Below are 20,495 nucleotides of genomic sequence, written 5' to 3'. Positions count from 1 at the left end.
TGGTCATCTTTTTCGACATCCTGCTTGTGCTGTGCGTTGTTGCGATTGTGTGTTTCGCGGGATACGTCCTCTATCGCGTCGTCTTTGACGGCTAGCTGAATGGTGATGTACTTCAACAGGTCTCAAGTCTTCATGTTCCCGAAGTTGTCCGGTTTGTCTCTGGTTATCGAAAGTATGTTCGATTAAACTTTGAGCATGGACAGTCGGGAAGCGTGGCAGCTGGATGGCGAGGGCCTCAAGAGTGAGGTTCTCGATCTGGTGCGCGCCCGGCACGAGTTGCAGTCGCGGATGGTGTTGCTGATCGTGGAGATGTTTTCCCGTGAGGTTCTCGGCGGGAAGGGTTTTCGGGCGATCGCGCAGTGGTTGTACGGGTCGACGAATCTGGAGATCGGTGAGTGCAGTCTGCTGGTCGGGTTGGCGCGGTTGTTGATGCTCGAACCTGTTGTCGCGGATGCGTTTCATCGCGGTGACGTTGATGCGTTGAAGGCGCGGCAGGTGGCGTCGTTTTGTCAGCATCCGCCGAAGAACATGACCCTGGCGGATGTGGACAAGGCTCGCGGGATCCTGCTTGGCCTGGCGTCGCAGAATATTGCGGATTGTGATGCGGTGCGGGCGGCGATCCGGCGGATCGACAAGCAGTACGGAAACCGTGAGGACGGCGTTCCGGTGGGGGAAGATTCGGAGCGTAACGAGTTCTACGCGTCGAAAGGTTTGTACGGGCGCGTGTCGGTGAAGGGAGACCTAGATGCTGTGAACGGGGCGCGTCTGATCACATTGTTGTCGAGTCTGTCGGCTCCGACGCCGGAGAAGGACGGCGCCAAAGACACCCGCACTCCGGCATTACGACGTGCGGACGGGTTCTGCGAGTTGTTGCGCCGGTACGAGCGGGCGGGGTTGGGTCCGATCGAGGGCGGGGTGAAACCGCACATCACCGTTACCGCGTCCGCGAAAGACATGACCGACCTTAAAGTTCTGAAAGACCTGTTGCCGTCCACCGAGGAGCTGGGATTTGCGTGGACGGATTGGGTGGGCCCGATCAGCATCGACACCGCCCGGATGTTGGCGTGCGACTGCACAGTCACCCGGATCCTCCTGGATGAGAGTGGTGTTCCGCTCGACTGCGGTAAGGAAGCGAGAACAGCGACGGTGCCGCAGCGGCGGGCGTTGGCGGTTCGTGATGGTGGGTGTGCGTTTCCGGGGTGCGGGACTCCGTCGGGGTGGTGCGATGCCCATCATATTGTTCACTGGAACGATGGTGGCCCAACGGATCTCGACAACCTGATCTTGTTGTGCGGTCATCACCACCGGACACTGCACCACACGGAATGGCGGGTGGAGATCGGACCGGATCGAAAGACGGTGTTCTATCCACCGATGTCGATCGATCCGTATCAGCAGCCGATCGGCGGGAACAGCCCACCCACCGCGGCGTGAATCGCGACAACTGAAGACGTGAGCACCGGGGCACAACCATGCCCCGGTGCTGACGGCTGTCTACTGTCAGAACGCTACTGTCAGAACGTGAGCGTGAGTCGCCCGTTCTCGTCGCTGATGTGAACAGTTCGCCCGATCGACGGAGGGTTGTCACCGCGAAGCTGGGTCAGTTCGGAGGCATTCTCGGGACCGGTGTGACCGGCGACGCGCCGGCCGTCCGGCGTTGCCGCGATCACGAACCCGATCTCAGGCTCCCCGGTGCGACCGTATTCGACAGAGGCAGTGACGATTTCTGCAGTGCCCTGGTAATCGGTGATCAGTTCCGGAGCCTCCGCGGTCAAAGCGCGTGCGTCGGGATCACCGACGTACCCGTCGGCATGAGCGGCGGACGACAGCAGTACGCAGTGCTGGTAGGTGAGGAATCCACCGTTGCCGTGGACGAGGGCAAGGTTCGCGCCGTCGCGAATTCGCCTGGTGACTTCAGCGACGGAATGCAGGGTGTAGCTGTTGAGCGGTCCGCCGAAGAACGAGTGTCCTCCGGTGACGCTTGGGATCGCGGTATCGGGAAGTCCGAGTTCGCGGATCAACAGCTTGGGCACGATCGGGAAGCAGCTGTAGGCATCGACGATGTCGAGTGCGTCGGCGCCGACTCCGGCACCGTCGAGTGTGCGATGTACGGCGTCATGCATCGCGGCCGAGCTGTCGAAGCTGTTGCGGCTGAGTATGTCCAACGGATCACTCGCACCTGCGCCGCCCCAGAGGTACACCAGTTTGCTTTCATCGATCCCGAACTCGCGGGCCGTCGACAACGAGCAGACGACAACGGCCGCAGCCTGATTGACGAAAGGCATGGCGTTGAGCATCAGCGGGTACGGCTCGGAGACCATCCGATTGCAGGGGCCGACGGTGCCGATCTCGTCTGCCGATCGGATCTCCGACGTCCAGGAGGCGGGATTCTTCGAAGCCAGTTCCGAGAACGCGGCGTACATCCGCGCGGACCAGTCGAGCGATTCACGGGCGTCGTGGCCCTCGGCAGCACTGAAACAGTTCTCGAAGAGCGGGTAGACACGAGTCGGCACGATGAAACCGGCGCGCTGCATTTCGGCGCTTCCCAGGTCGGTCGGATCGAATCCGGGAGGCCCACCCGGCGCGGCTGTCCACCCGATCGAGTCGGGGGCGACTCCGGACTTTCGCAGGGCGGTACTGCTGGCGTGCGATTCGCCGCCCACGAGCAGAGCAGCCGAGGATTCACCGCGAGCGATGGCCGCGCCGATCCGATCGAGGAGCGCCGCGGGCCAGTGGCCACCGATCGGCGAGGTAGAGGTGACCGTGGGGGTCGCGCCTAATCGTGAGGCAAGCAGCCCGGGGAGATCGTCGTACGACCAGCTGACTGTCTTGATCGCGAACACGGAATCGATCTGTGTTCCCAGTTCAGCGTGTCCACTGTCGTTCAACGCGGCGACGGTGGCGTCGTGAATCAGATCGAGGGGTTCGCGGTGCCCGTCGGCAGGATTCCAGCGCAGATCGCCGACGCCGACGATGACCGGGATTCGTGATGCGTCAACCATCATGTACCTCTCGTTGCCGACCCGTAGCCGGGAGTTGCAGTCACGATATCGGGGACCCTGGTATGTGTAACTCTGGGGTCACAGTCAACGATTTTCGGGTTCCTATTTAGGTATGCCTAACGAAAGTCCTATACTCGTCTTCATGACAGCTGTGGCAGAGAGAATTTCGGTGCCCGTGGGGCCGCGTTCCATCGATCACCCCTACTCGATGACAACGGTGACTCTGAAGCTCTCGCACCAGCGGCAGTGGGCACCGCACCGTCACCCTGAACATGAGCTGATCTGGGGAAACTCCGGCGGAATGCTCACGGTTGTCGCTGACGGCATCACCTGGGAGGTTCCGCCTTCGGCCGGACTGTGGCTGCCTGCCGGGGCGTTGCATGCCGTGAAGGCAGGTCCGGGTACGGAGTTCTTCTGCACCTACTTCCGGCCCGAGGCTCACGCCGCGCCGTCGGGTGTTCCGGGCTTGTTCGGTGTCAGCGCTCTCCTGCGTGAGGTACTCCTGCACATGCATCGGAGGAACATGCCCGACGAGGCGCGCAGTCGCGCCGAGCGGGTGGCCTTCGACATGTTGCAGCCGCTCGAAGTTGCTGCGGTGGAGGTTCCGATGCCGACCGATCCGCGAGCGTTGTTCGTCGCCGAAGCGTTGGTCGCCAATCCGGCAGACCAGCGGTCGCTGTCCGAATGGGCGCTGACGGCTGGCGGTAGCGTCCGTACGCTGACGCGTGTGTTCGCGCAGGGCACTGGAATGACTTTTGCGCAGTGGCGAATACAGGTACGTGTCCGCGCAGCACTGACGTATCTGGCTGCTGGAGTGCCGGTTTCGGTTGTCAGTAGGCGGGTCGGATACGAAACTCCGAGTGCTTTTGTCGCAGTGTTCCGCCGGGTCACCGGCCGTACGCCCGGCAGCATGATGAACAAGGGGAGTGTGGCGCCCGAATCGGTGCCGTACCTTCTGCACGCATGAGTTGGGTTGCACCGGGCGGAAGTGCTCGGTGCAACCGTCGCGGTCAACTCCGCGGAGCGGACCACGCTTCCCACAGCTCCGCGTACCGACCCCCGAGGTTGACCAACTCGTCGTGAGAGCCGTGCTCGACGACGCGGCCGTCGTCCATCACCAGGATCTGATCGGCGTCGACGGCCTGTGAGAGTCGGTGTGCCACTGTGACAGCAGTGCGACCCCGGGTCAGAGCGAGAGCGGCATCGTCGAGGACCCTGGCTCCGGCGCTGCCCGCTTCGGCGGTCGCCTCGTCGAGAATCAACAGCGGCGGATCCAGTAATTCGATTCTTGCCAACGCAAGTTGTTGGGCCTGTGTTGCGGTCAGCCGGTGTCCACCGTCTCCGACCACGGTTTCGAGTCCGTCCGGGAGGGCCCGCAGCCAATCCGACGCGCCGACGGTATCGAGCGCCGCGGTGATGTCGTTGTCGGTTGCCGACGGGTCGGCCAGCCGCAGATCCTCGGCCAACGTGCCGGCGAAGACGTGGACCTCCTGAGTCACGAGGGCCACCGCGCTCCGAGATGTCGACGGTGGCAGTTCGTTCCGGGGCACCGTCCCGATCTTCACGACGCCTTCGGTCGGTTCGTAGGTTCCCGCGATCAGCTTTGCGACTGTAGATTTTCCGGCTCCGGTAGCGCCCACCAGTGCGGTGACGCTTCCTGCCGGAATGGTGATGTCGATGTCTCGCAGAACAGGAGCGTCGCCGCTTCGGTACGAGAACGTGACGCGTTCCAAAGATGCTGAGCTGTCGACAGGTTCCTGCGGATCGGTCGGTGCGGATGGCACGGGCGCAAGGGTGACTCCGACCAGCCGAGCCAACGCTATTGTGCCTTCCTGCAATTCGTCGAACACGCTGAGAACTGCGCCCACCGGATCGAAGAGGCGGTGGAAGAACAGGGCTGCGGCGGTGGCGGCGCCGATGCTGATCTGACCGTCCTTCACCAGCCGGAAGCCTGTGATCAGCACGGCGGAGAGGCCGATGAACTCCGCGATGTTGAGCCGGCCGAAGAACCTGGTGCGTAGACGCGTGGTCAACAAGCTCAGGCGGACGGCGGCCATCGATCGAGATTCGATCTGTTCGAGATGCGGCTGGGCCAGGCGAAGCGATCCGACGGTGTCGGAGTTGCTCAGCGAGTCCAGGAGCTGTTGCGCACGTGCACCTTCTGCCTCCCGCTCCTCGCGGTAGACCGGTGCCGACCTCGAGAGGTACCAACGCAGCGCCTGGATCTGGATGGGTGCCGCGATCACCGCGGCGACGGCGAATCTCCAATCGAGGCTACCCAAGCCAATCAGCGTCAACACGATGGTCAGTGCCGCGGTGGCAAAAACCGGAAGTGCTTCGGATACAGCCCGGGTCACCAACCGCACGTCGCCGGTGATGCGGGAGACGAGATCTCCGCGCCCGGCGCGTTCGACGTCGCTCTGCGGAAGGTCGAGAACCCGGACGACGACTTCTTCGCGAAGGTCGGCGACAACGCGCTCGCCGACGCCGGCGAGCAGGTAGTTGCTCACTCCGACGAGAAGGGATGAGGCAACCGCGATGCCGACCAACGCGAGAGTCAATGTGCCGATGCGAGAGACAGCGTCGCCGTCTGCCTCGGTCACGGCGTCGACCATGGCGCCGAGGACCAGCGGTGTGAGCAGACCGATCGCGGTCGCGGCGGTCAGGGTGACGACTGCTGCGATCGCGGAAATCCGGTGGGGTCCCATCAACCGAAGTGCCGCGCGGCGCGCTTGTTTCGGTGTTGCGGTGGGGAGTAGTTCGTTCACAGCTCGATCACCCGATCGCAGATATCGAGCAGCACGGGGCTGCTGGTCAGAAGTATTGTGGCGTGCGCCCCGCGTACCTCGGCGATCCCGCGAGCAATGCGCGCTTCGGTGACGGAGTCGACGGCAGTGGTGGGATCGTGCAGGACCAGGACGGGAGCTTCGCTCGCCAGTGCCCTCGCCAACGCGATGCGCTGACGCTGACCGCCGGACAAAGAATTCCCTTGCTCGGTGACTCGGGTTGCGAGGCCGAGCGGCAGTGCCGAGATCACTTGATCTGCCGCAGCAGCGGCGATGGCCTCGTCGTTGCGGCTGCCGATCGGTGCGAGGGCGTCGATGTTGTCGCCGACTGTGCCGATGAACAGTGCCGCGTCGTGCGGTGCTGCCAGAACGTGAGTGCGAAGTTCGTCGATGTGCAGCTCGTGAATGGCGTTGTCGCCGAGATGAATTGTTCCGCTCGAAGGCTCGATTCGACGCGCCAGTGCGTCGACCAACGCATCCGCCCATGTGGCATTCTCGGTGACGATGCCGATGATCTCGCCGCGTTTGACGTCGAGATCGACTGGTGACGCTCCGGCCAACACGACGTCGCGCAGCGTCAGGAACTCGGAGTGATTCAGGGACACAGGTTCACCCGCGGGAGTCACAGCCTCGGTGGTCCCGAGAAGTGCTGCGACGCGGTTGGCGGAAGCACGCGCCCGTGCCAGACCGGCGCCGAAGTAGATGATGTCGATCAACGGACCCCGAAGGAACTGTGCCAGACCAACCACGGCAACGAATTCACCGACCGAGATGCTCCCGGACGCTGCCATCCGTCCGCCCACGTACGCGATGACAGCGAGGAAAGCGCCGGCGATCGCAACGTTGGCGGCGGAGTACATCGCTTGGTATCTCTGTGCGCGAAGGGTTGCTTCCAACGAAGTCCGGCTGGCTCCCCGATACCGCTGCGCTGCAGCATCTCCGGCGCCGATTCCGGAGAGGATTCGGAGTCCGGAGAGTAGATCTGCGGCTAGCGCGCCGGCCTTGGCGCCCTGCCACTGATCGGTTTCGGCTCGGCGTTCGAGCGGCCGACTGACCACCTGCATGAGAGCCAGCACCGGGGGAGTGCCGAGGATGACGAGCAGGCCGAGTGGCACCGAGATCACCAGTAGCGAAATCGCGGCGGTCAGCACTCCGCAGGCGGCCGCAAGTTTGGTGCTCAGCGTGTGCGTGAATCCGGCCACCGAACCCGCGTCGGATGTTGCAATCGAGTAGACCTCGCCCGGCATACGCCGCGGCGACATGCCGTGCGGATCGAGGCCTCGGCGCGCGATGTCCATCCGCAAGCGATGTGCTCCGTGCTCGGTGACGGAATCGGAGATGCGCGCCGCGAAGCGCCAACTGAGCAACAAGCCGGTGAAGAGAATTCCGAGAACGAGGATCCACTTTCCGAGTGCGGCGGCATCGTTGGTCGCCACAGCACGGTCGATGACCGCACCGATCACCACCGGCACCAACGCTTCCGCGACCTGGTGGCCGGTGAAGCCGACGGACGCGGCCGCCAGCTTGGCTCCGCGACCTTCGGAAGCGATCGCGCGTGTGATTACTTGACGCGGCGTGATCGCCGGGCTGGTTGGGGGACCGTTTGTCTCGGCCGAAAGAAGTGGTGTCGAAGGCACTGGGTCCACGCTAGGGATCGTGGGCGGTAGTCAGAAGTCACACCGGTGCCAATACTTGTCGTGAACAGGCCATACGTATTGCGTTGGCCGAATTGCGATAGTAGTTGGCCCCGTTGCAGCGGAGAAGGCATCGACTCATCGACGACACTGCAATAAATTAAGGTCTACCTTACTTAGCACGGGTTAACTATGTCCGGAAGTCGGATAGATCCTCGTGTTCGGGTCCGGTTCATGTTCCATCGATGTTGGAGATTGTTGTGAGTCTTGTGTTCGGCGAGGTACTTCACAAGGAGTACGTGACCCCGGGAATGGTTCGTATCGTGTTCGGTGGGGAGGAGCTGACCGCCTTCGAAACCACCGGTACCGGTGACGAATACCTGCGCCTCCACTTCCCGGTCCCGGCTACAGGCAAGTTCGTTCTTCCGGCGGAAGATCCGGATGCACCGCGCGGTTGGCGATACCCGGAGGGAGCGGAACCGTCCCCGTGCCAGCCGTACACCGTGCGACGGTTCGATTCCGAAACCAGCCGCATGACGATCGACTTCGTCGTTCACGAGGGTGGTATCGCCAGCGACTGGGCACAGAAGGCCGAGATCGGTGACAAGTTGGCGATCGGCGAGTCTCGTGGCCTCTACGAGCCCCCGGCCGACGCACGTTGGCAGGTGTTCGTCGCCGACGCGACTGGACTCCCCGCACTCGGGCGCTTGATCGAACAGTTGCCCGCCGGGATGTCGGCCAAGGCGATCGTCGAGGTGGTGGACGAGTCTCACAAGCAGCAGATCACCTCGGACGCCGACGTCGAGTTCATCTGGCTGGTCGGCAGTGGCAACGGTGTTGCACCGTCGAAGTTGCCGGACGCGGTTCGCGCGATGAACTTGCCCACCGAACTCGGATACGTGTGGGTTGCAGGCGAGAGCACGATGCTCCGTGACATCCGCAAGTACCTTCGCCACGAACTGAAGTTGCCGGGTGAGCAGTACAAGGTCATCGGCTACTGGACGTACAAAGCCGAGGTGTGGAACGCGAAGTACGAGGCCCTCGACGAAAGTGTCCGCGCGGCACTCGATGCGGCTTGGGAATCGGACCGCGACGAGGAAGAGATCCGCGACGAGGTCGAGAAGACTCTAGAGAGCGCCGGCTTGTGACCGTTGGATTCGACAAGAGTGCTGTCGACAGCGGTGCGGCGGACAAGAGTGCAGTCGACAAACACACCGAAGAACTGATCGACGAGTCGCTGCACGAGAAGCAGAAGCAACCGGACGGCCTGGTATCGACCAACTCTCGTCGTATGGCGGGTCTTCTGGTGTGTCTGGTGGTGCTCGCCGCCGTGCTCCTGCTGAGTATCGCGGTGGGATCGAAGACCATTCCGTTCGGGACCGTGATCGACGCGCTGGTGAACTACGACGACTCGAACGATCACGTGATCATCCGTGACCTGCGACTACCGCGTACTCTGCTCGGTCTGATAGTCGGTATGGCACTGGGTGTGGCCGGTGGCCTCATCCAGGCGATGACACGAAATCCCTTGGCTGATCCCGGAATTCTCGGTGTCAATGCCGGCGCGGGCTTCGCGATGGTCGTTGCCGTCGCGGTCTTCGGCTTGACCAGCATCTGGTCGTACATATGGTTCGCTTTCCTCGGAGCGGTGATAGCCACAGCGATCGTCTACACGCTGGGCTCGATCGGTCGAGGTGGTGCGACGCCCATTCGGCTGACGCTTGCCGGTGTTGCCATCGGCTCCGTGCTCGGCGGTATCTCGTCCGGGATCACCTTGCTCAACCCGACCGCCTTCGACCAGATGCGCCAGTGGAATGCCGGCTCACTCAGCGGGCGTTCGTTGGAAATCGTTCTCGCCGTCGCACCGTTCATTCTCATCGGGCTCTTCCTGGCGCTCGCGTTGGCGCGCCAACTCAACGCGGTGGCCCTGGGTGACGATCTGGCACGTTCGCTCGGTGCCAACATCACTCGTACTCGCATCCTCGGTGTCATCGCGGTGACATTGCTGTGCGGCGCGGCGACAGCTGCGGCCGGGCCGATCGGATTCGTCGGATTGATGGTTCCGCACGTCGCGAGATGGTTCGTCGGACCGGATCAGCGATGGATTCTCCCGTACACGTTGGTGTGCTCGCCGATTCTTCTTCTCTTCTCCGACGTCGTCGGCCGAATCGTGCTGCGCCCGGGTGAACTTCAGGTCGGCATCGTCACGGCCTTCATCGGCGCTCCGGTGCTGATCATGCTGGTGCGTCGAAGCAAGGTGAGCGGTCTGTGAGCATCGATTTCGGGCGCGCCACCACGGTGGTGCGCTCACCCAAAGAAGGCTGGTCCGCGCGGATCGACGTCCGCACGGTCACAGTCTGCCTCGTCCTCGTTGCGCTTGCATTGGCCATCGGTGTCATCGCGCTCGGTAGTGGTGACTACCAAGTGCCGATCGGGGACGTCCTCGGTGCACTGTTCGGCGAAGCCCCCGCGCGTATCCACATGGTCGTCGTGGAATGGCGTCTGCCCCGAGTTCTGTTGGCGCTGATGCTCGGTGCGGCGCTCGGTATGAGCGGTGCGATCTTCCAATCGCTGACCAGGAACCCGTTGGGTAGCCCGGACATCATCGGCTTCAACTCCGGTGCGTACACGGGCGCTCTGGTGGTCATCCTCCTCATCGGTGGTACTTACTACGAGATCGCAGTCGGTGCTCTGGTGGGCGGAATCGCCACCGCAGCAGTTGTTTATCTCCTTGCGTACAAGCGAGGTGTGCAGGGATTCCGGTTGATCATCGTCGGTATCGCCATCAGCGCGATGTTGGGCTCGGTCAACACCTGGATGATCCTCAAGGCGAAACTTGACGACGCCATGGCTGCCGCAGTGTGGGGTGCCGGTTCGTTGAACGGACTCGGCTGGACTCAGGTGTGGCCGGTGGTCGTCGTGCTGGCCATCCTCGTTCCGCTGATCCTGGTGTTGGGCAGGCGGATGCAGATGCTCGAGATGGGCGACGACGCCGCCAAGGCGCTCGGCGTCCGGGCCGAACCCACGCGGCTTTCCCTGGTTGTTCTCGGCGTCGCCCTGACGGCCATGGTGACAGCAGCGGCCGGTCCCATCGGGTTCGTCTCGCTGGCGGCTCCGCAGTTGGTGAGGCGATTGACCGGTAGTGCCGGAGTGACCCTGCTGCCGTCGGCAGCAATGGGTGGCGCGTTGCTGATGGTCAGCGACTGGGTGGCGCAGCGAGCTTTCGCGCCGACACAGTTGCCGGTCGGCGTCGTCACCGTCTCCATCGGTGGCATCTATTTCGTATGGCTTCTCGCGCGAGAGCCACGTAAGCAGTGATCGGTGAAGGAACGAGGAACAGCGTGAACGAGACAAGTACGGCCGCCGTCGTGGTCGAAAGGACGAATCGGCTTCGCGCCGAGGACGTCACGATCGGTTACGACAAGCGCGTCATCTCGGAACACCTCGACGTCGAAATCCCCGACGGTGGCTTCACCGTCATCGTCGGTCCCAATGCCTGCGGCAAGTCGACGCTTCTGCGTGCGCTGTCCCGGTTGCTCAAGCCGACCACCGGCAAGGTCCTTCTCGACGGTAAGACGATCACGTCGTACCCGGCAAAGGAAGTTGCGAGGCGACTCGGGCTTCTGCCGCAGACGTCGATCGCGCCGGACGGAATCAAAGTCGCCGATCTGGTTGCGCGAGGGCGTTATCCGCACCAGAAGCTGATCCGCCAGTGGTCCCGAGAGGACGAGGCCGCCGTCATCAAGGCGATGGAAGCAACCAAGGTCACGGATCTGTCGGCCAGGCCGGTCGACGAACTGTCCGGTGGTCAGCGCCAACGTGTCTGGGTAGCTATGGTTCTCGCGCAGCAGACTCCGTTGGTGCTACTGGACGAGCCGACGACGTTCCTCGACATCGCGCACCAGATCGAGCTGCTGGAACTCTGCCGCGATCTGAACGAGAACGACGGACACACGCTGGTGGCGGTGCTTCACGATCTCAATCACGCGTGCCGCTACGGAACTCACATCATCGCGATGAAGGACGGCGCGGTGGTCGCCGAGGGCCCGCCCGCGGAGATCATCACCGAAGAACTGGTGCAGGAGGTGTTCGGCATGGCGTGCCGCATCATCGACGATCCGGTTTCCCACACACCGCTGGTCATTCCGCTGGGACGCGAGCGTCAGCGAAACATCGAAGGAGCAAAGGTATGACACTCGTCCTGGATGCGCAGGTTACCGACACGGAGTGGGCTCAGATCGTCGACCGCATTTCGCGACGCCGATTCTTCGGTGGCGCAGCTGGTGTGGCTGCAGCATTGGCGCTGAGCGCCTGCGGAAGCTCCGATGGCGAATCCGACTCTGCCAGTGACACTCTCCCGTACACGTGGGCCGAGTTCAGCGGCGACGTTCCGCGCGACCCGAAGCGTGTGGTGGTGCTCGACGGCCGCGTCGACCTCGAATTCGCGATGATGATGGACTACCCGATCGTCGGATCGGGCAACTTCTGGTTCCCCGACGCCAAGGCAGGATTCCAGTTTCCCGGCCGCACCATCGAGGACGCGAGCTTCGTCAACGTCGCCGGCGACTTCTCCACCAACTTCGAGGCTCTGCTCGCTCTCGAGCCCGATCTGATCGTCATCACTGCGATCGGATACACCAGTGACTGGTACGGCACCGAGCGCTTGTCTTCCATCGCGCCGCTGTTGGTCGTCGGCGACGACGTCGAACCGATTGCCGGGCACCCGGTCGACTGGCGAGGTGCTCTGATGGCGCAGGCGAGCCAGCTCGACCGGGTGACGATCGCCGAGGCTTCCATTGCGGAGTACGACGACAAGCTCGCGAGACTGCGACCGATGTTGCAGGAGAAGCTGGGCGGAAAGAAGATCGTGTTCGGCGTTCAGACGCCGACGGGCTTCCTTGTGCATCAGCGGAATCTGCGAATCAGTGTTGCACTCGATGCCGGCCTGGACGTGCTTTTCCGTGACGACGACAATGCAGAGAACTCGTTCGAGTTGTCGTTCGAGCAACTCGACACCTTGGCTCCGGCGGATGTGATCATCGCCCAAGCACGCGATCAGGAAGCGCTCGACGCGATCAAGTCGCAGCCGACGTGGCAGCGGTTGCCTGCAGTTCAAGCGGGCAACGTGTTGACCAGCGACGCGCGATACAACCAAGGATTTGCGCTCACCGCGGCCATCTTCCTCGACGTTCTCGAGGAAGCGGCCGGACGAATCACTACTGGGCAGTAATTCAGGCGACGTTGCGGGCCTGGTCGAGTAGTTGTGCAACCTGCTCGAACCAGGCGCCGTAATTGGCGTAGGTGTTGGGACGCTTGTCGTCGAAGTCGATCACCTGGTTCGCGGTCACCGCGGGCAGCTTGACGAACACGGGTGATGCCGCGGATGCCTCTGCCGACTTCGCGAACTGGAACACGATGTCCGCCGGATAGTCCGGTACCTGTTCCCAGCTGAGATCGGCCCAGCCCTTGTCACCTCCCGGACCGGTGAACTTCACGCCCAGTTCCTTCAGGTAACCGAACTGAGCGAGCGCCGTTGTGCCTGCGTACAACTCGGAGCTGTCACCGTTCAGGGCGAGGACTTCGATGTCGTCGACCTTGGCCGCAGCAGTTCGGATGCGCTCTGCACCGGATTCGAATGCTTCCTTGCCCTCGCGTGCTGCGGCTGTGTCGGTGTCCCCGCCGAGAGCTTCGGCGAGTGAGGCGTACTCGTTCAACACGTCCGGTGTCGAGGCTCCGGAGAACTTGACGCCGACAAACGGTGCAACATTGTTGACGGTCTTGCCCATCGGCTCGTCCCACCAAGTCCATCGTGTCGGGTCGTCGCTGTTGCCGTACCCGATGACCAGGTCTGGGTCCAGCGCCGCAAGAGCTTCCGCGCTGAGTTCACCTTCACGGCCGACGACGGTCATCGTCGACTCGTCAGCGCGATCGGTGACGTCTGGATTGCCGACGCCGTAACCGAAGATGCCGACCGGCCGAATGCCGTAGTCCCACAGAGCCGCAGCGGAGTACGCGTCGACGACGATCCGCTCCGGGGCGTGGTCGAGGGTGATCGTGTTTCCGTATCCCGTTGTGTAACTCCAGGACTGGTCGGCAGACCTGGTCTCGGTAGAGGGCGCTGCGTCGCTACTTCCGCAACCGGCGAGTAGGAGCGTGGCGACGGCGGGTAGTGCGGCGAAGCCGGCGAGCCGGCGATTGATTTTCATGAGAACCTTCCGAACATGGCGAATAAGCTAGGTAAGCCTAACCTGACATGTCATTCGGGTGTTCTCGGGGTCAGTTGCCCTGCCACATCTGAAGCCATTCGCTCCAGGACGGGGGAGTGATCGTTGGTCGAGGTGTTCCGCCACGAAGTCCGTCGAGCATGAAGTCGAGATAGCGCGTGTGTATTTCGGTGGCTCGATCACCCTCGATTGGCAGAGTCGGCCGCAGATGCACTGTCATGAGCATGACGTCCGCAGCAGTGAAGTCGGGCGGGACTTCGCGAGCGTCGATGCAGACGTCGACCATCGATTGCAGTGCGGCCTCCAATTCTTCGGCGGCACGAGTGACTTCGGCGTGTTCAGGCAACTTGCCGCCGAGGACCGGAATGAGCGGTCCCACTGATTCGGTGAGATATCGCGAGAAGAACGTCTTCAATACGGCTTCATCGGTTTTCGCGGTGCTCATGCACTCTCGGGCGAGGGTGGCGAGGTGGTCGATCGCCCAGACGCGCAGGGATTGCGCCAGTTCCTCCTTGCCTCGGTATCGGCGATAGATGCTGCCTACTCCCACTCCGGCCCGGGTGGCAATTGCCGATACCGGTGCATTCCAACCCTGTTCGGCAAAAATCTCGCGCGCTGCTCGCAGTACGGTGACGTCGTTGTCTGCGGCTTCTCGGGCGCGTCCGGGGAGGCTCGCATTCTCTTTCGCCATTCCCACAGGCTAGCAATGCATGGTTTACTCAATCGGAACGGAGTGTTCCGTTCCGATTCGATTCATGATTGGAGGAAGGTGTCGATGACAACCTTGGCGGAGGCGCCCACGCGATCCGGGAGCCGGGTGATCGCCGCGCTTGCGGGGGCGGTACTCGTCTACTCGCTCATGCAGACCATGCTGGTACCGGCGTTGCCGGTGTTGGGTGAGCATTTCGACACGTCCGTGGCGGTGACCGGCTGGATCCTGACGGCGTACCTGTTGGCGGCCGCGGTGATGGCTCCGATAGTCGGCGCGATGGGTGACCGATTCGGCGACAAGCGAGTCCTGGTGATCGTCCTGATCATCTTCGCTCTCGCGACATTTGCCGCGGCAGCCGCCCCGAATATCGGGGTGCTGCTTGTCGTTCGAGCTGTCCAGGGAGTGAGCATGGCGAGCTTCCCGCTTGCGATGGCAGTACTGCGGAGAACGGTAGTAGGTCCCGAGTTGTCTTCAGGGATAGGTTGGCTCGCTGGGACTTTGGGAATCGGTGCCGGAAGTGCACTGGTGATCGGCGGTGTCATCCTCGAGTATCTCAGTTGGCAGTGGTTGTTCGTGATCACCGGGATCTTGATCGTGCTCGCATTGGTCGCAGTGGTGGCCGTGGTTCCGGGCTCGCATCGCCGCCCGGGTATGCCGACGGACTGGGCCGGTGCCGGCGCTCTGGCGTTCGGATTGGTGAGCCTGCTATTGGCGATCACGAAAGCCTCCGACTGGGGAGTTTTGTCGCTCGGATTCTGGGGTCTGGTGGTAGTCGCGTTCGTTTCGTTCGCGACACTGATTGCCGTCGATTCCCGCCACGACGCGCCGATCGTCGACATGCGAGTTTTTCGGGACAAGCCGATGATGATCACCAGCGCACTCACCCTGGTGTTCGGGTTCGTGCCGTACATTTTCTATCTCTGTCTGCCGCGGATCCTCCAGGCGCCGGAAACGTCCACGTATGGAAGCGGATTCACCGTTGTGCAGACCGGCTTGGCGCTCTTGCCCGCCGCTGTCCTCGTCTTTCTCGGTGGCCGCTTGACGCCGGCTCTCGCGCGGCGATTCGGGCCGCGGGTGCCCGCTGTCATAGCGCTGGCCCTCATGGCGGCGGGCGCAGTCGGACTCGCGATCTGGCCGAGTTCGGTGGTTGCGATCGTGGCGTTCTTTTCCCTCGTCGGATTGGGGAACGGCGTGGGGTTCGCGGTCTGTGCTCTGTTGGTTGCCTCGATCGTCCCGCCATCGGAAATGGCAGCAGCCAGTGGAGTCAACAGTGTGATCAGAACCGTCGGTTCGGCGGTGGGCGCCCCGGTGACCACAGCGGTCCTGGCGATCGGCATTTCCGGCGACTCGTTCGCGCTGGCGTTCGTGATGGGTGCCGTCATCAGTGTTGTCGCCTGTCTGCCGGCGATTGCACTTCCAGCGACGAGGACTGCACAAAAGGCGTGACTTATTGTAGGCTCCCCTAATCGAGACAGCGTGTAACTAAAGCGGGGAGAGAAGGATGCGGCAGCAGTGGGGCCTGCGAGCAACGGCACTCGCAGCGACAGCAACGGCGCTTGTCGGTTGCTCCGTGGGCGGCGATGACGCAGACGCATCGGAAACAGGCGAGTCGTCGGCCGTACCTGCACCTCAGAAACTGCTCGCACTGGACGAGTTCGCAGCGCTCAACGCACTCACGCTCGGGGTCAAGCCCGATACGGTCTTCGCCACGCTGCAGTCGCAGGCGGCGAAGGAGATATTGCAGAGTGAGGGGATCGAGGTCGTCGACAAACCGACGTTCTTCCAATCACCAGATGTGGAGCAGATCGCGGCCGTTCATCCTGACCGAATCCTGCTCAGTGATGTCGGCTCGTTGACGTCGATCACCGTGCAGGCCAACGAGATTGCCCCGACGACGGTGCTCGCCTATGCGGCGCCGTGGCGCGAAGTTCTGAATACCGCGGCGACTGCACTGGGTCGAGAGTCCGAAGCTCGCGAAATCGTGTCGAGGCTCGAGGCCAAATTTGCCGAAGTATCCGGAACGGTCGAGGCGCAACCGCAGACACTGTCAGTGCTGGTGGGATTCTCCGGCGGCATCTACACCGTCATCCCACAGTCGCCGATGTCCTCGATCATCGAGGAAGCCGGTTTCGGGCGCCCGCAAGCCGAACTCGACGCGAAGATCGGCCCCAACACAGGTGTTGCCACGTCTTCGGTGTCCGGCGAGGAGGTCGGACAGCACGCGGCGGACGCGATGGTCGTGACCTCGGGCAACATCTACGACGGCGCTCTAGTTCACGCAAATCCACTGTTCAACGAGATCTCCGCAGTGAAGGCCGGACGCACGGCGGACGTGAGCGGTGAACTTTGGTTCGGCAGTTATCCTTTCGCGGTCTACTGGATCCTCGAAGACCTCGAGGCTCTTGCCGATCGCACTCTCACCGGCGCGGAACTCCAAGGCCGCATCGCATCCGACGCCGACGCAGTAACCCGATGGAAGGCGTTCTCGAAATGACGACGACACAGGCTACGAAAGCAGACATTTCATCTGAAGAGGCCGACGCATCACAAGGAGCGACGGCCGAAGCCTCGCAAGCCAAAGCTGAAGCGGCGGCGCACAAGAGCGCGCTTCGCGAACTCCTTGCGCCAGTTCGTACACGGACCACCATCGCGATGGTGATGCAGGTGATCGCCGCGGTCGCGGCCATCGTGCCGTACGTGGCCATCGCCGAGTTGGGTAAGACGCTGATCGTGGGCGGCGACATCGACTCGTCTCGCGTCTGGACGATAGTGTGGGTGGTCGTCTTCGGTCTGGGTATGCGCGCGTTCTTCGGAGGCGGTGCATTGATCGTGACGCACTTCGCCGATGTCAATCTTCAAGCTGTGCTTCGGCGTCGAATCGCAGCGACACTCGGTCGACTTCCACTGGGCTGGTTCACCTCCCACTCGTCCGGAACCGTGCGAAAAGCCGCGCAGAACGACATCTCCGATCTCCACTACCTGGTTGCGCACAGCGCCGTCGAGACCACCGGCGCCATTGCGGTGCCGCTCGTCGGGCTCGGCTACGTGATCTCGATCGACTGGCGTCTGGGACTGGTCGCGATTGCCACCCTCCCGATCTACATGATCGCCTACGCGATGATGACCAAGGACATGGCCGTCAAGATGAGCCGGATGAATGAGGGCATCGCGGCCATCAGCAACACCATCGTCGAGTTCGTCACCGGCATCGCAGTGGTCAAGACCTTCGGTCAGGACAAGCAGTCACATTCTCGATACCGCGACGCTGCCAAGGCGTTTGCCGTCTCGTACGAGGGCTGGGTTCGCCCGATGCTCCGGACCGAGGCGCTGGCCTCGATTGCGTTGAGCGCACCGGTTGTGCTGGTGGTCAACCTTGGCCTCGGCTCGTGGTTCGTCCACTCCGGATGGGTGTCACCCGTCGATGTGCTGACCAGTTCTCTTGTCGCGATGGTGATTCCGGTGTCGGTGACGACCATCGGTTTCGGTATGCAGGCTCGCCGCGAGGCAGCCGCCGCTGCGGCGCGACTGATCGCGCTGTTCGCAACCGACGCTCTGCCGGAAACCGATCATCCGAAAAAGCCTGTGGGGAACGAAGTTCGATTCTCCGGAGTTTCCTTTGCATACGACGACGGCGCCGACGTCCTGTCCGACATCGATCTGACGCTGCCGGAGGGCACGGTGACGGCGTTGGTCGGACCTTCGGGTTCGGGTAAGTCGACGCTGGCAACGCTGGTTCCGAGGTTCCACGACGTGCGTGCCGGATCCGTGGCCATCGGTGGTGTCGACGTCAGGGAAGTCGCTACCGACGAGCTGTACCGCCACGTCGGATTCGTTCTGCAGGACGTGCAGCTGGTCGAAGCGACCGTGCTCGACAACATTCGGCTTGCCCGACCGCAGGCGACTTCGGCCGAGGTGAAGGCCGCTGCCGCAGCCGCGCAGATCGACACCCGAATCGAAGCGCTCCCGAGGGGGTACGACTCGGTGGTCGGGGTCGACGCCAGATTCTCGGGTGGTGAAGCCCAAAGAGTCTCCATCGCGCGTGCGATTCTCGCGGACACTCCTGTTCTCGTGCTCGACGAGGCAACTGCGTTCGCCGACCCGGAGTCCGAAGCCGATATCCAAGAAGCGCTGTCGCGCTTGACGGTGGGGCGCACCGTGCTGGTGATCGCGCACCGGTTGGCTTCGATCGTGAGTGCCGATCAGATCGTGGTCCTCGACGCCGGACGGATCGTGGAGAAGGGCACGCACGATCAGCTTGTGGCGAGTGGTTCAACCTATGCCCGGATGTGGGCGAGTCACAGTCGGGCCGACTCGATTGAACACAGTCGGGCCGACTCGATTGAGCACAGTCGGGCCGACAGCATCGCAGGTACGTCTGACGCAGCAGGAAAGGCCAACTCATGATTCGCGACCTCTTCCGGATACTCGGCCCGCAGAATCAGGGCCGATATCGCGAGTTCCTGGTGTGGGCAGTGTTGTACGGCGTGATGCAGGGTTTGGCAGTGGCGCTTCTGGTCCCGGCGGTGCAGGCACTGTTCGATCAGAACTGGGGCAGTTTCGTTCGGTGGCTCGCCGCCATGGCCGTATGCGCTGTGATCAGTTCGATTGCGCACTACCTGCAGGCGATGAAGGGTTTCGAGTCGGCCCTCACTCTGCTGCGGACGATGCATCTGCGCCTGGGAGATCATCTCGTCACTCTGCCGCTCGGCTGGTTCGGCGCCGGCCGACTCGGGCAGGTGTCGCAGGTTGCCAGCAAGGGCACCATCTCGGTGATGGGGGCCGCTGCCCACCTGATGACACCGATCATCTCCGGAATTGCCAGCCCGGCAACCATTGTCGTGTGCATGTTGTTCTTCGACTGGCGGCTCGGGCTCGCGCTGGTAATCAGCGTTCCGATTCTCTTCGCGGCAGCACGATTTGCCTCGACGATGACTGCCAAGGCCGACGATCGGGCTCATGCAGCGGCCGTCGAATCGAACAATCGAGTGCTCGAATACGCGCGTTGCCAACCGGTCCTGCGTGCTTTCGGACGCACCCACGGGGTGTACGAACCGCTTGACGACGCGATCGAAGCGCAACACACTGCGGGTCGCTCACAACTGTGGTTCGTGGTGATCGGGTCCGTGGTCAACGGGATCGCCCTGCAATTCGTGTTCTCTGCCGTGATCATCTTGGGTGCGTTCCTCGCGCTCGGCGGCGACATCGATCCGGTCACGTTGATCGCGCTACTCGGGCTGACCGCACGGTTCATCCAGCCGCTGGGTGAGATCGGCGAGTTCGGCGGTGCAATCAGAATGGCACGCAATGAAATCCGGCGAATGTCCGAGATCCTCGAAGTTGAACCAATGGTTGAACCCGATACCAGCGGGACGGCGACGGGGGAGACGGCAGTGCAGTTCGACGCCGTCGACTTCGGATACGCGGACGGTGGGCAGGTTCTGCGAAACATCTCCTTCGACGTGCCACGGAAGTCGTTGACGGCGTTGGTCGGTCCGTCAGGGTCCGGCAAAACCACCGTCACCCGGTTGATCTCGCGCTTCTACGACGTCGACTCCGGTGTGGTGCGTGTCGGCGGCGTCGACGTGCGGGACCTCACGAGTGCCGACCTGATGTCGCAGCTGTCTCTGGTCTTCCAGGACGTGTACCTCTTCGACGACACGTTGATCGCGAACATCCGCCTCGGCCGCCCCGAAGCCACGGACGAAGAAGTCTTCGACGTGGCTCGGATCGCGGGCGTCGCGGAAATCGTCGAGCGGCTTCCGCGGGGTTGGGACACCCGTGTCGGTGAGGGCGGGACGGCACTGTCCGGTGGAGAGCGGCAGCGGGTCTCCATTGCGCGCGCACTCCTCAAACGCGCACCTGTCGTTCTGCTCGACGAGGCGACGGCCGCGCTCGATCCCGAGAACGAGGCACACGTGCAGCGTGCGATGCAAGAACTCGCCAGGGAAAGCACACTGCTCGTGATCGCTCACAAACTGTCGACCGTCGTGGCCGCAGATCAGATCATCGTGCTCGGTGACGACGGATCGATCGTCGAAGTGGGAACCCACGAAGTTCTGCTCGCAGCCGGTGGGAACTACGCCGCGTTCTGGAACCAGCGCCACCGTGCGTCGGGATGGCGGTTGGTGGCAAGCTGA

At 62.8% G+C, this 20,495-nt stretch carries 16 protein-coding genes; 11 read left to right on the top strand and 5 right to left on the bottom strand.

What is annotated here, in order from left to right; genetic code table 11:
• The first annotated feature begins 195 nt into the window (after positions 1-195).
• Positions 196-1,434, top strand: a complete 1,239-nt coding sequence (locus tag AC1Q6C_RS01450; RefSeq protein ID WP_492666343.1) for an HNH endonuclease signature motif containing protein — start codon at positions 196-198, stop codon at positions 1,432-1,434.
• A gap of 80 nt (positions 1,435-1,514) precedes the next feature.
• On the opposite strand, the gene AC1Q6C_RS01445 is transcribed toward AC1Q6C_RS01450, so the two are convergent.
• On the bottom strand, positions 1,515-3,005 hold the full coding sequence (locus AC1Q6C_RS01445; RefSeq protein WP_397524175.1) for an acetyl-CoA acetyltransferase: 1,491 nt from the start codon (positions 3,003-3,005) through the stop codon (positions 1,515-1,517).
• 139 nt (positions 3,006-3,144) lie between these two features.
• On the opposite strand from AC1Q6C_RS01445, the gene AC1Q6C_RS01440 reads away from it, so the two are divergent.
• Complete coding sequence (locus tag AC1Q6C_RS01440) at positions 3,145-3,969, top strand: helix-turn-helix domain-containing protein (RefSeq protein WP_003946247.1); 825 nt, start codon at positions 3,145-3,147, stop codon at positions 3,967-3,969.
• Between the two features lie 43 nt (positions 3,970-4,012).
• On the opposite strand, the gene AC1Q6C_RS01435 is transcribed toward AC1Q6C_RS01440, so the two are convergent.
• Positions 4,013-5,770 carry an ABC transporter ATP-binding protein gene (locus AC1Q6C_RS01435; protein ID WP_492666342.1) on the bottom strand — a complete coding sequence of 586 codons (1,758 nt, stop codon included), beginning with the start codon at positions 5,768-5,770 and terminating at the stop codon, positions 4,013-4,015.
• Positions 5,767-7,425, bottom strand: coding sequence for an ABC transporter ATP-binding protein (locus AC1Q6C_RS01430; protein ID WP_241199025.1), 1,659 nt, complete (start codon positions 7,423-7,425; stop codon positions 5,767-5,769). Before AC1Q6C_RS01430 ends, AC1Q6C_RS01435 begins: the two co-directional genes overlap by 4 nt.
• A gap of 257 nt (positions 7,426-7,682) precedes the next feature.
• On the opposite strand from AC1Q6C_RS01430, the gene AC1Q6C_RS01425 reads away from it, so the two are divergent.
• Genes AC1Q6C_RS01425 through AC1Q6C_RS01405 form a run of 5 tightly spaced genes read left to right on the top strand, consistent with a single transcriptional unit; the run spans position 7,683 to position 12,652 of the window.
• Positions 7,683-8,570, top strand: coding sequence for a siderophore-interacting protein (locus tag AC1Q6C_RS01425; RefSeq protein WP_235808371.1), 888 nt, complete (start codon positions 7,683-7,685; stop codon positions 8,568-8,570).
• Complete coding sequence (locus tag AC1Q6C_RS01420; protein WP_003946222.1) at positions 8,567-9,694, top strand: Fe(3+)-siderophore ABC transporter permease; 1,128 nt, start codon at positions 8,567-8,569, stop codon at positions 9,692-9,694. Before AC1Q6C_RS01425 ends, AC1Q6C_RS01420 begins: the two co-directional genes overlap by 4 nt.
• Positions 9,691-10,740: an iron-enterobactin ABC transporter permease gene (gene fepG, locus AC1Q6C_RS01415; protein WP_492666341.1), complete on the top strand. Its 1,050-nt coding sequence runs from the start codon at positions 9,691-9,693 to the stop codon at positions 10,738-10,740. Before AC1Q6C_RS01420 ends, fepG begins: the two co-directional genes overlap by 4 nt.
• Before the next feature lie 23 nt (positions 10,741-10,763).
• Positions 10,764-11,615 carry an ABC transporter ATP-binding protein gene (locus AC1Q6C_RS01410; RefSeq protein WP_042449225.1) on the top strand — a complete coding sequence of 284 codons (852 nt, stop codon included), beginning with the start codon at positions 10,764-10,766 and terminating at the stop codon, positions 11,613-11,615.
• Positions 11,612-12,652 carry an ABC transporter substrate-binding protein gene (locus tag AC1Q6C_RS01405; RefSeq protein ID WP_050654511.1) on the top strand — a complete coding sequence of 347 codons (1,041 nt, stop codon included), beginning with the start codon at positions 11,612-11,614 and terminating at the stop codon, positions 12,650-12,652. Before AC1Q6C_RS01410 ends, AC1Q6C_RS01405 begins: the two co-directional genes overlap by 4 nt.
• Position 12,653: 1 nt before the next feature.
• Here the strand turns inward: AC1Q6C_RS01405 and AC1Q6C_RS01400 are convergent, their stop codons facing one another.
• Both AC1Q6C_RS01400 and AC1Q6C_RS01395 read right to left on the bottom strand, forming a co-directional pair.
• Positions 12,654-13,628: an ABC transporter substrate-binding protein gene (locus AC1Q6C_RS01400; RefSeq protein ID WP_492666340.1), complete on the bottom strand. Its 975-nt coding sequence runs from the start codon at positions 13,626-13,628 to the stop codon at positions 12,654-12,656.
• A 70-nt stretch (positions 13,629-13,698) separates the two neighbouring features.
• Complete coding sequence (locus AC1Q6C_RS01395) at positions 13,699-14,337, bottom strand: TetR/AcrR family transcriptional regulator (protein ID WP_030536301.1); 639 nt, start codon at positions 14,335-14,337, stop codon at positions 13,699-13,701.
• Positions 14,338-14,421: 84 nt separating this feature from the next.
• Here AC1Q6C_RS01395 and AC1Q6C_RS01390 point away from each other — a divergent pair, with 84 nt between their 5' ends.
• From AC1Q6C_RS01390 to AC1Q6C_RS01375, 4 genes are read left to right on the top strand one after another with little or no spacing between them, the layout of a single operon-like run.
• Complete coding sequence (locus tag AC1Q6C_RS01390; protein ID WP_047270341.1) at positions 14,422-15,804, top strand: MFS transporter; 1,383 nt, start codon at positions 14,422-14,424, stop codon at positions 15,802-15,804.
• A gap of 55 nt (positions 15,805-15,859) precedes the next feature.
• The gene (locus AC1Q6C_RS01385) at positions 15,860-16,852 is read left to right on the top strand and encodes an ABC transporter substrate-binding protein (RefSeq protein ID WP_058037023.1); all 993 of its coding nucleotides are present in this window, start codon (positions 15,860-15,862) and stop codon (positions 16,850-16,852) included.
• On the top strand, positions 16,849-18,762 hold the full coding sequence (locus AC1Q6C_RS01380) for an ABC transporter ATP-binding protein (protein ID WP_492666339.1): 1,914 nt from the start codon (positions 16,849-16,851) through the stop codon (positions 18,760-18,762). Before AC1Q6C_RS01385 ends, AC1Q6C_RS01380 begins: the two co-directional genes overlap by 4 nt.
• Positions 18,759-20,495, top strand: coding sequence for an ABC transporter ATP-binding protein (locus tag AC1Q6C_RS01375; RefSeq protein ID WP_003946272.1), 1,737 nt, complete (start codon positions 18,759-18,761; stop codon positions 20,493-20,495). Before AC1Q6C_RS01380 ends, AC1Q6C_RS01375 begins: the two co-directional genes overlap by 4 nt.

It is taken from the genome of Rhodococcus sp. MT28, from assembly GCF_058792695.1.
This window is presented reverse-complemented; position numbering and strand designations above follow the sequence as displayed.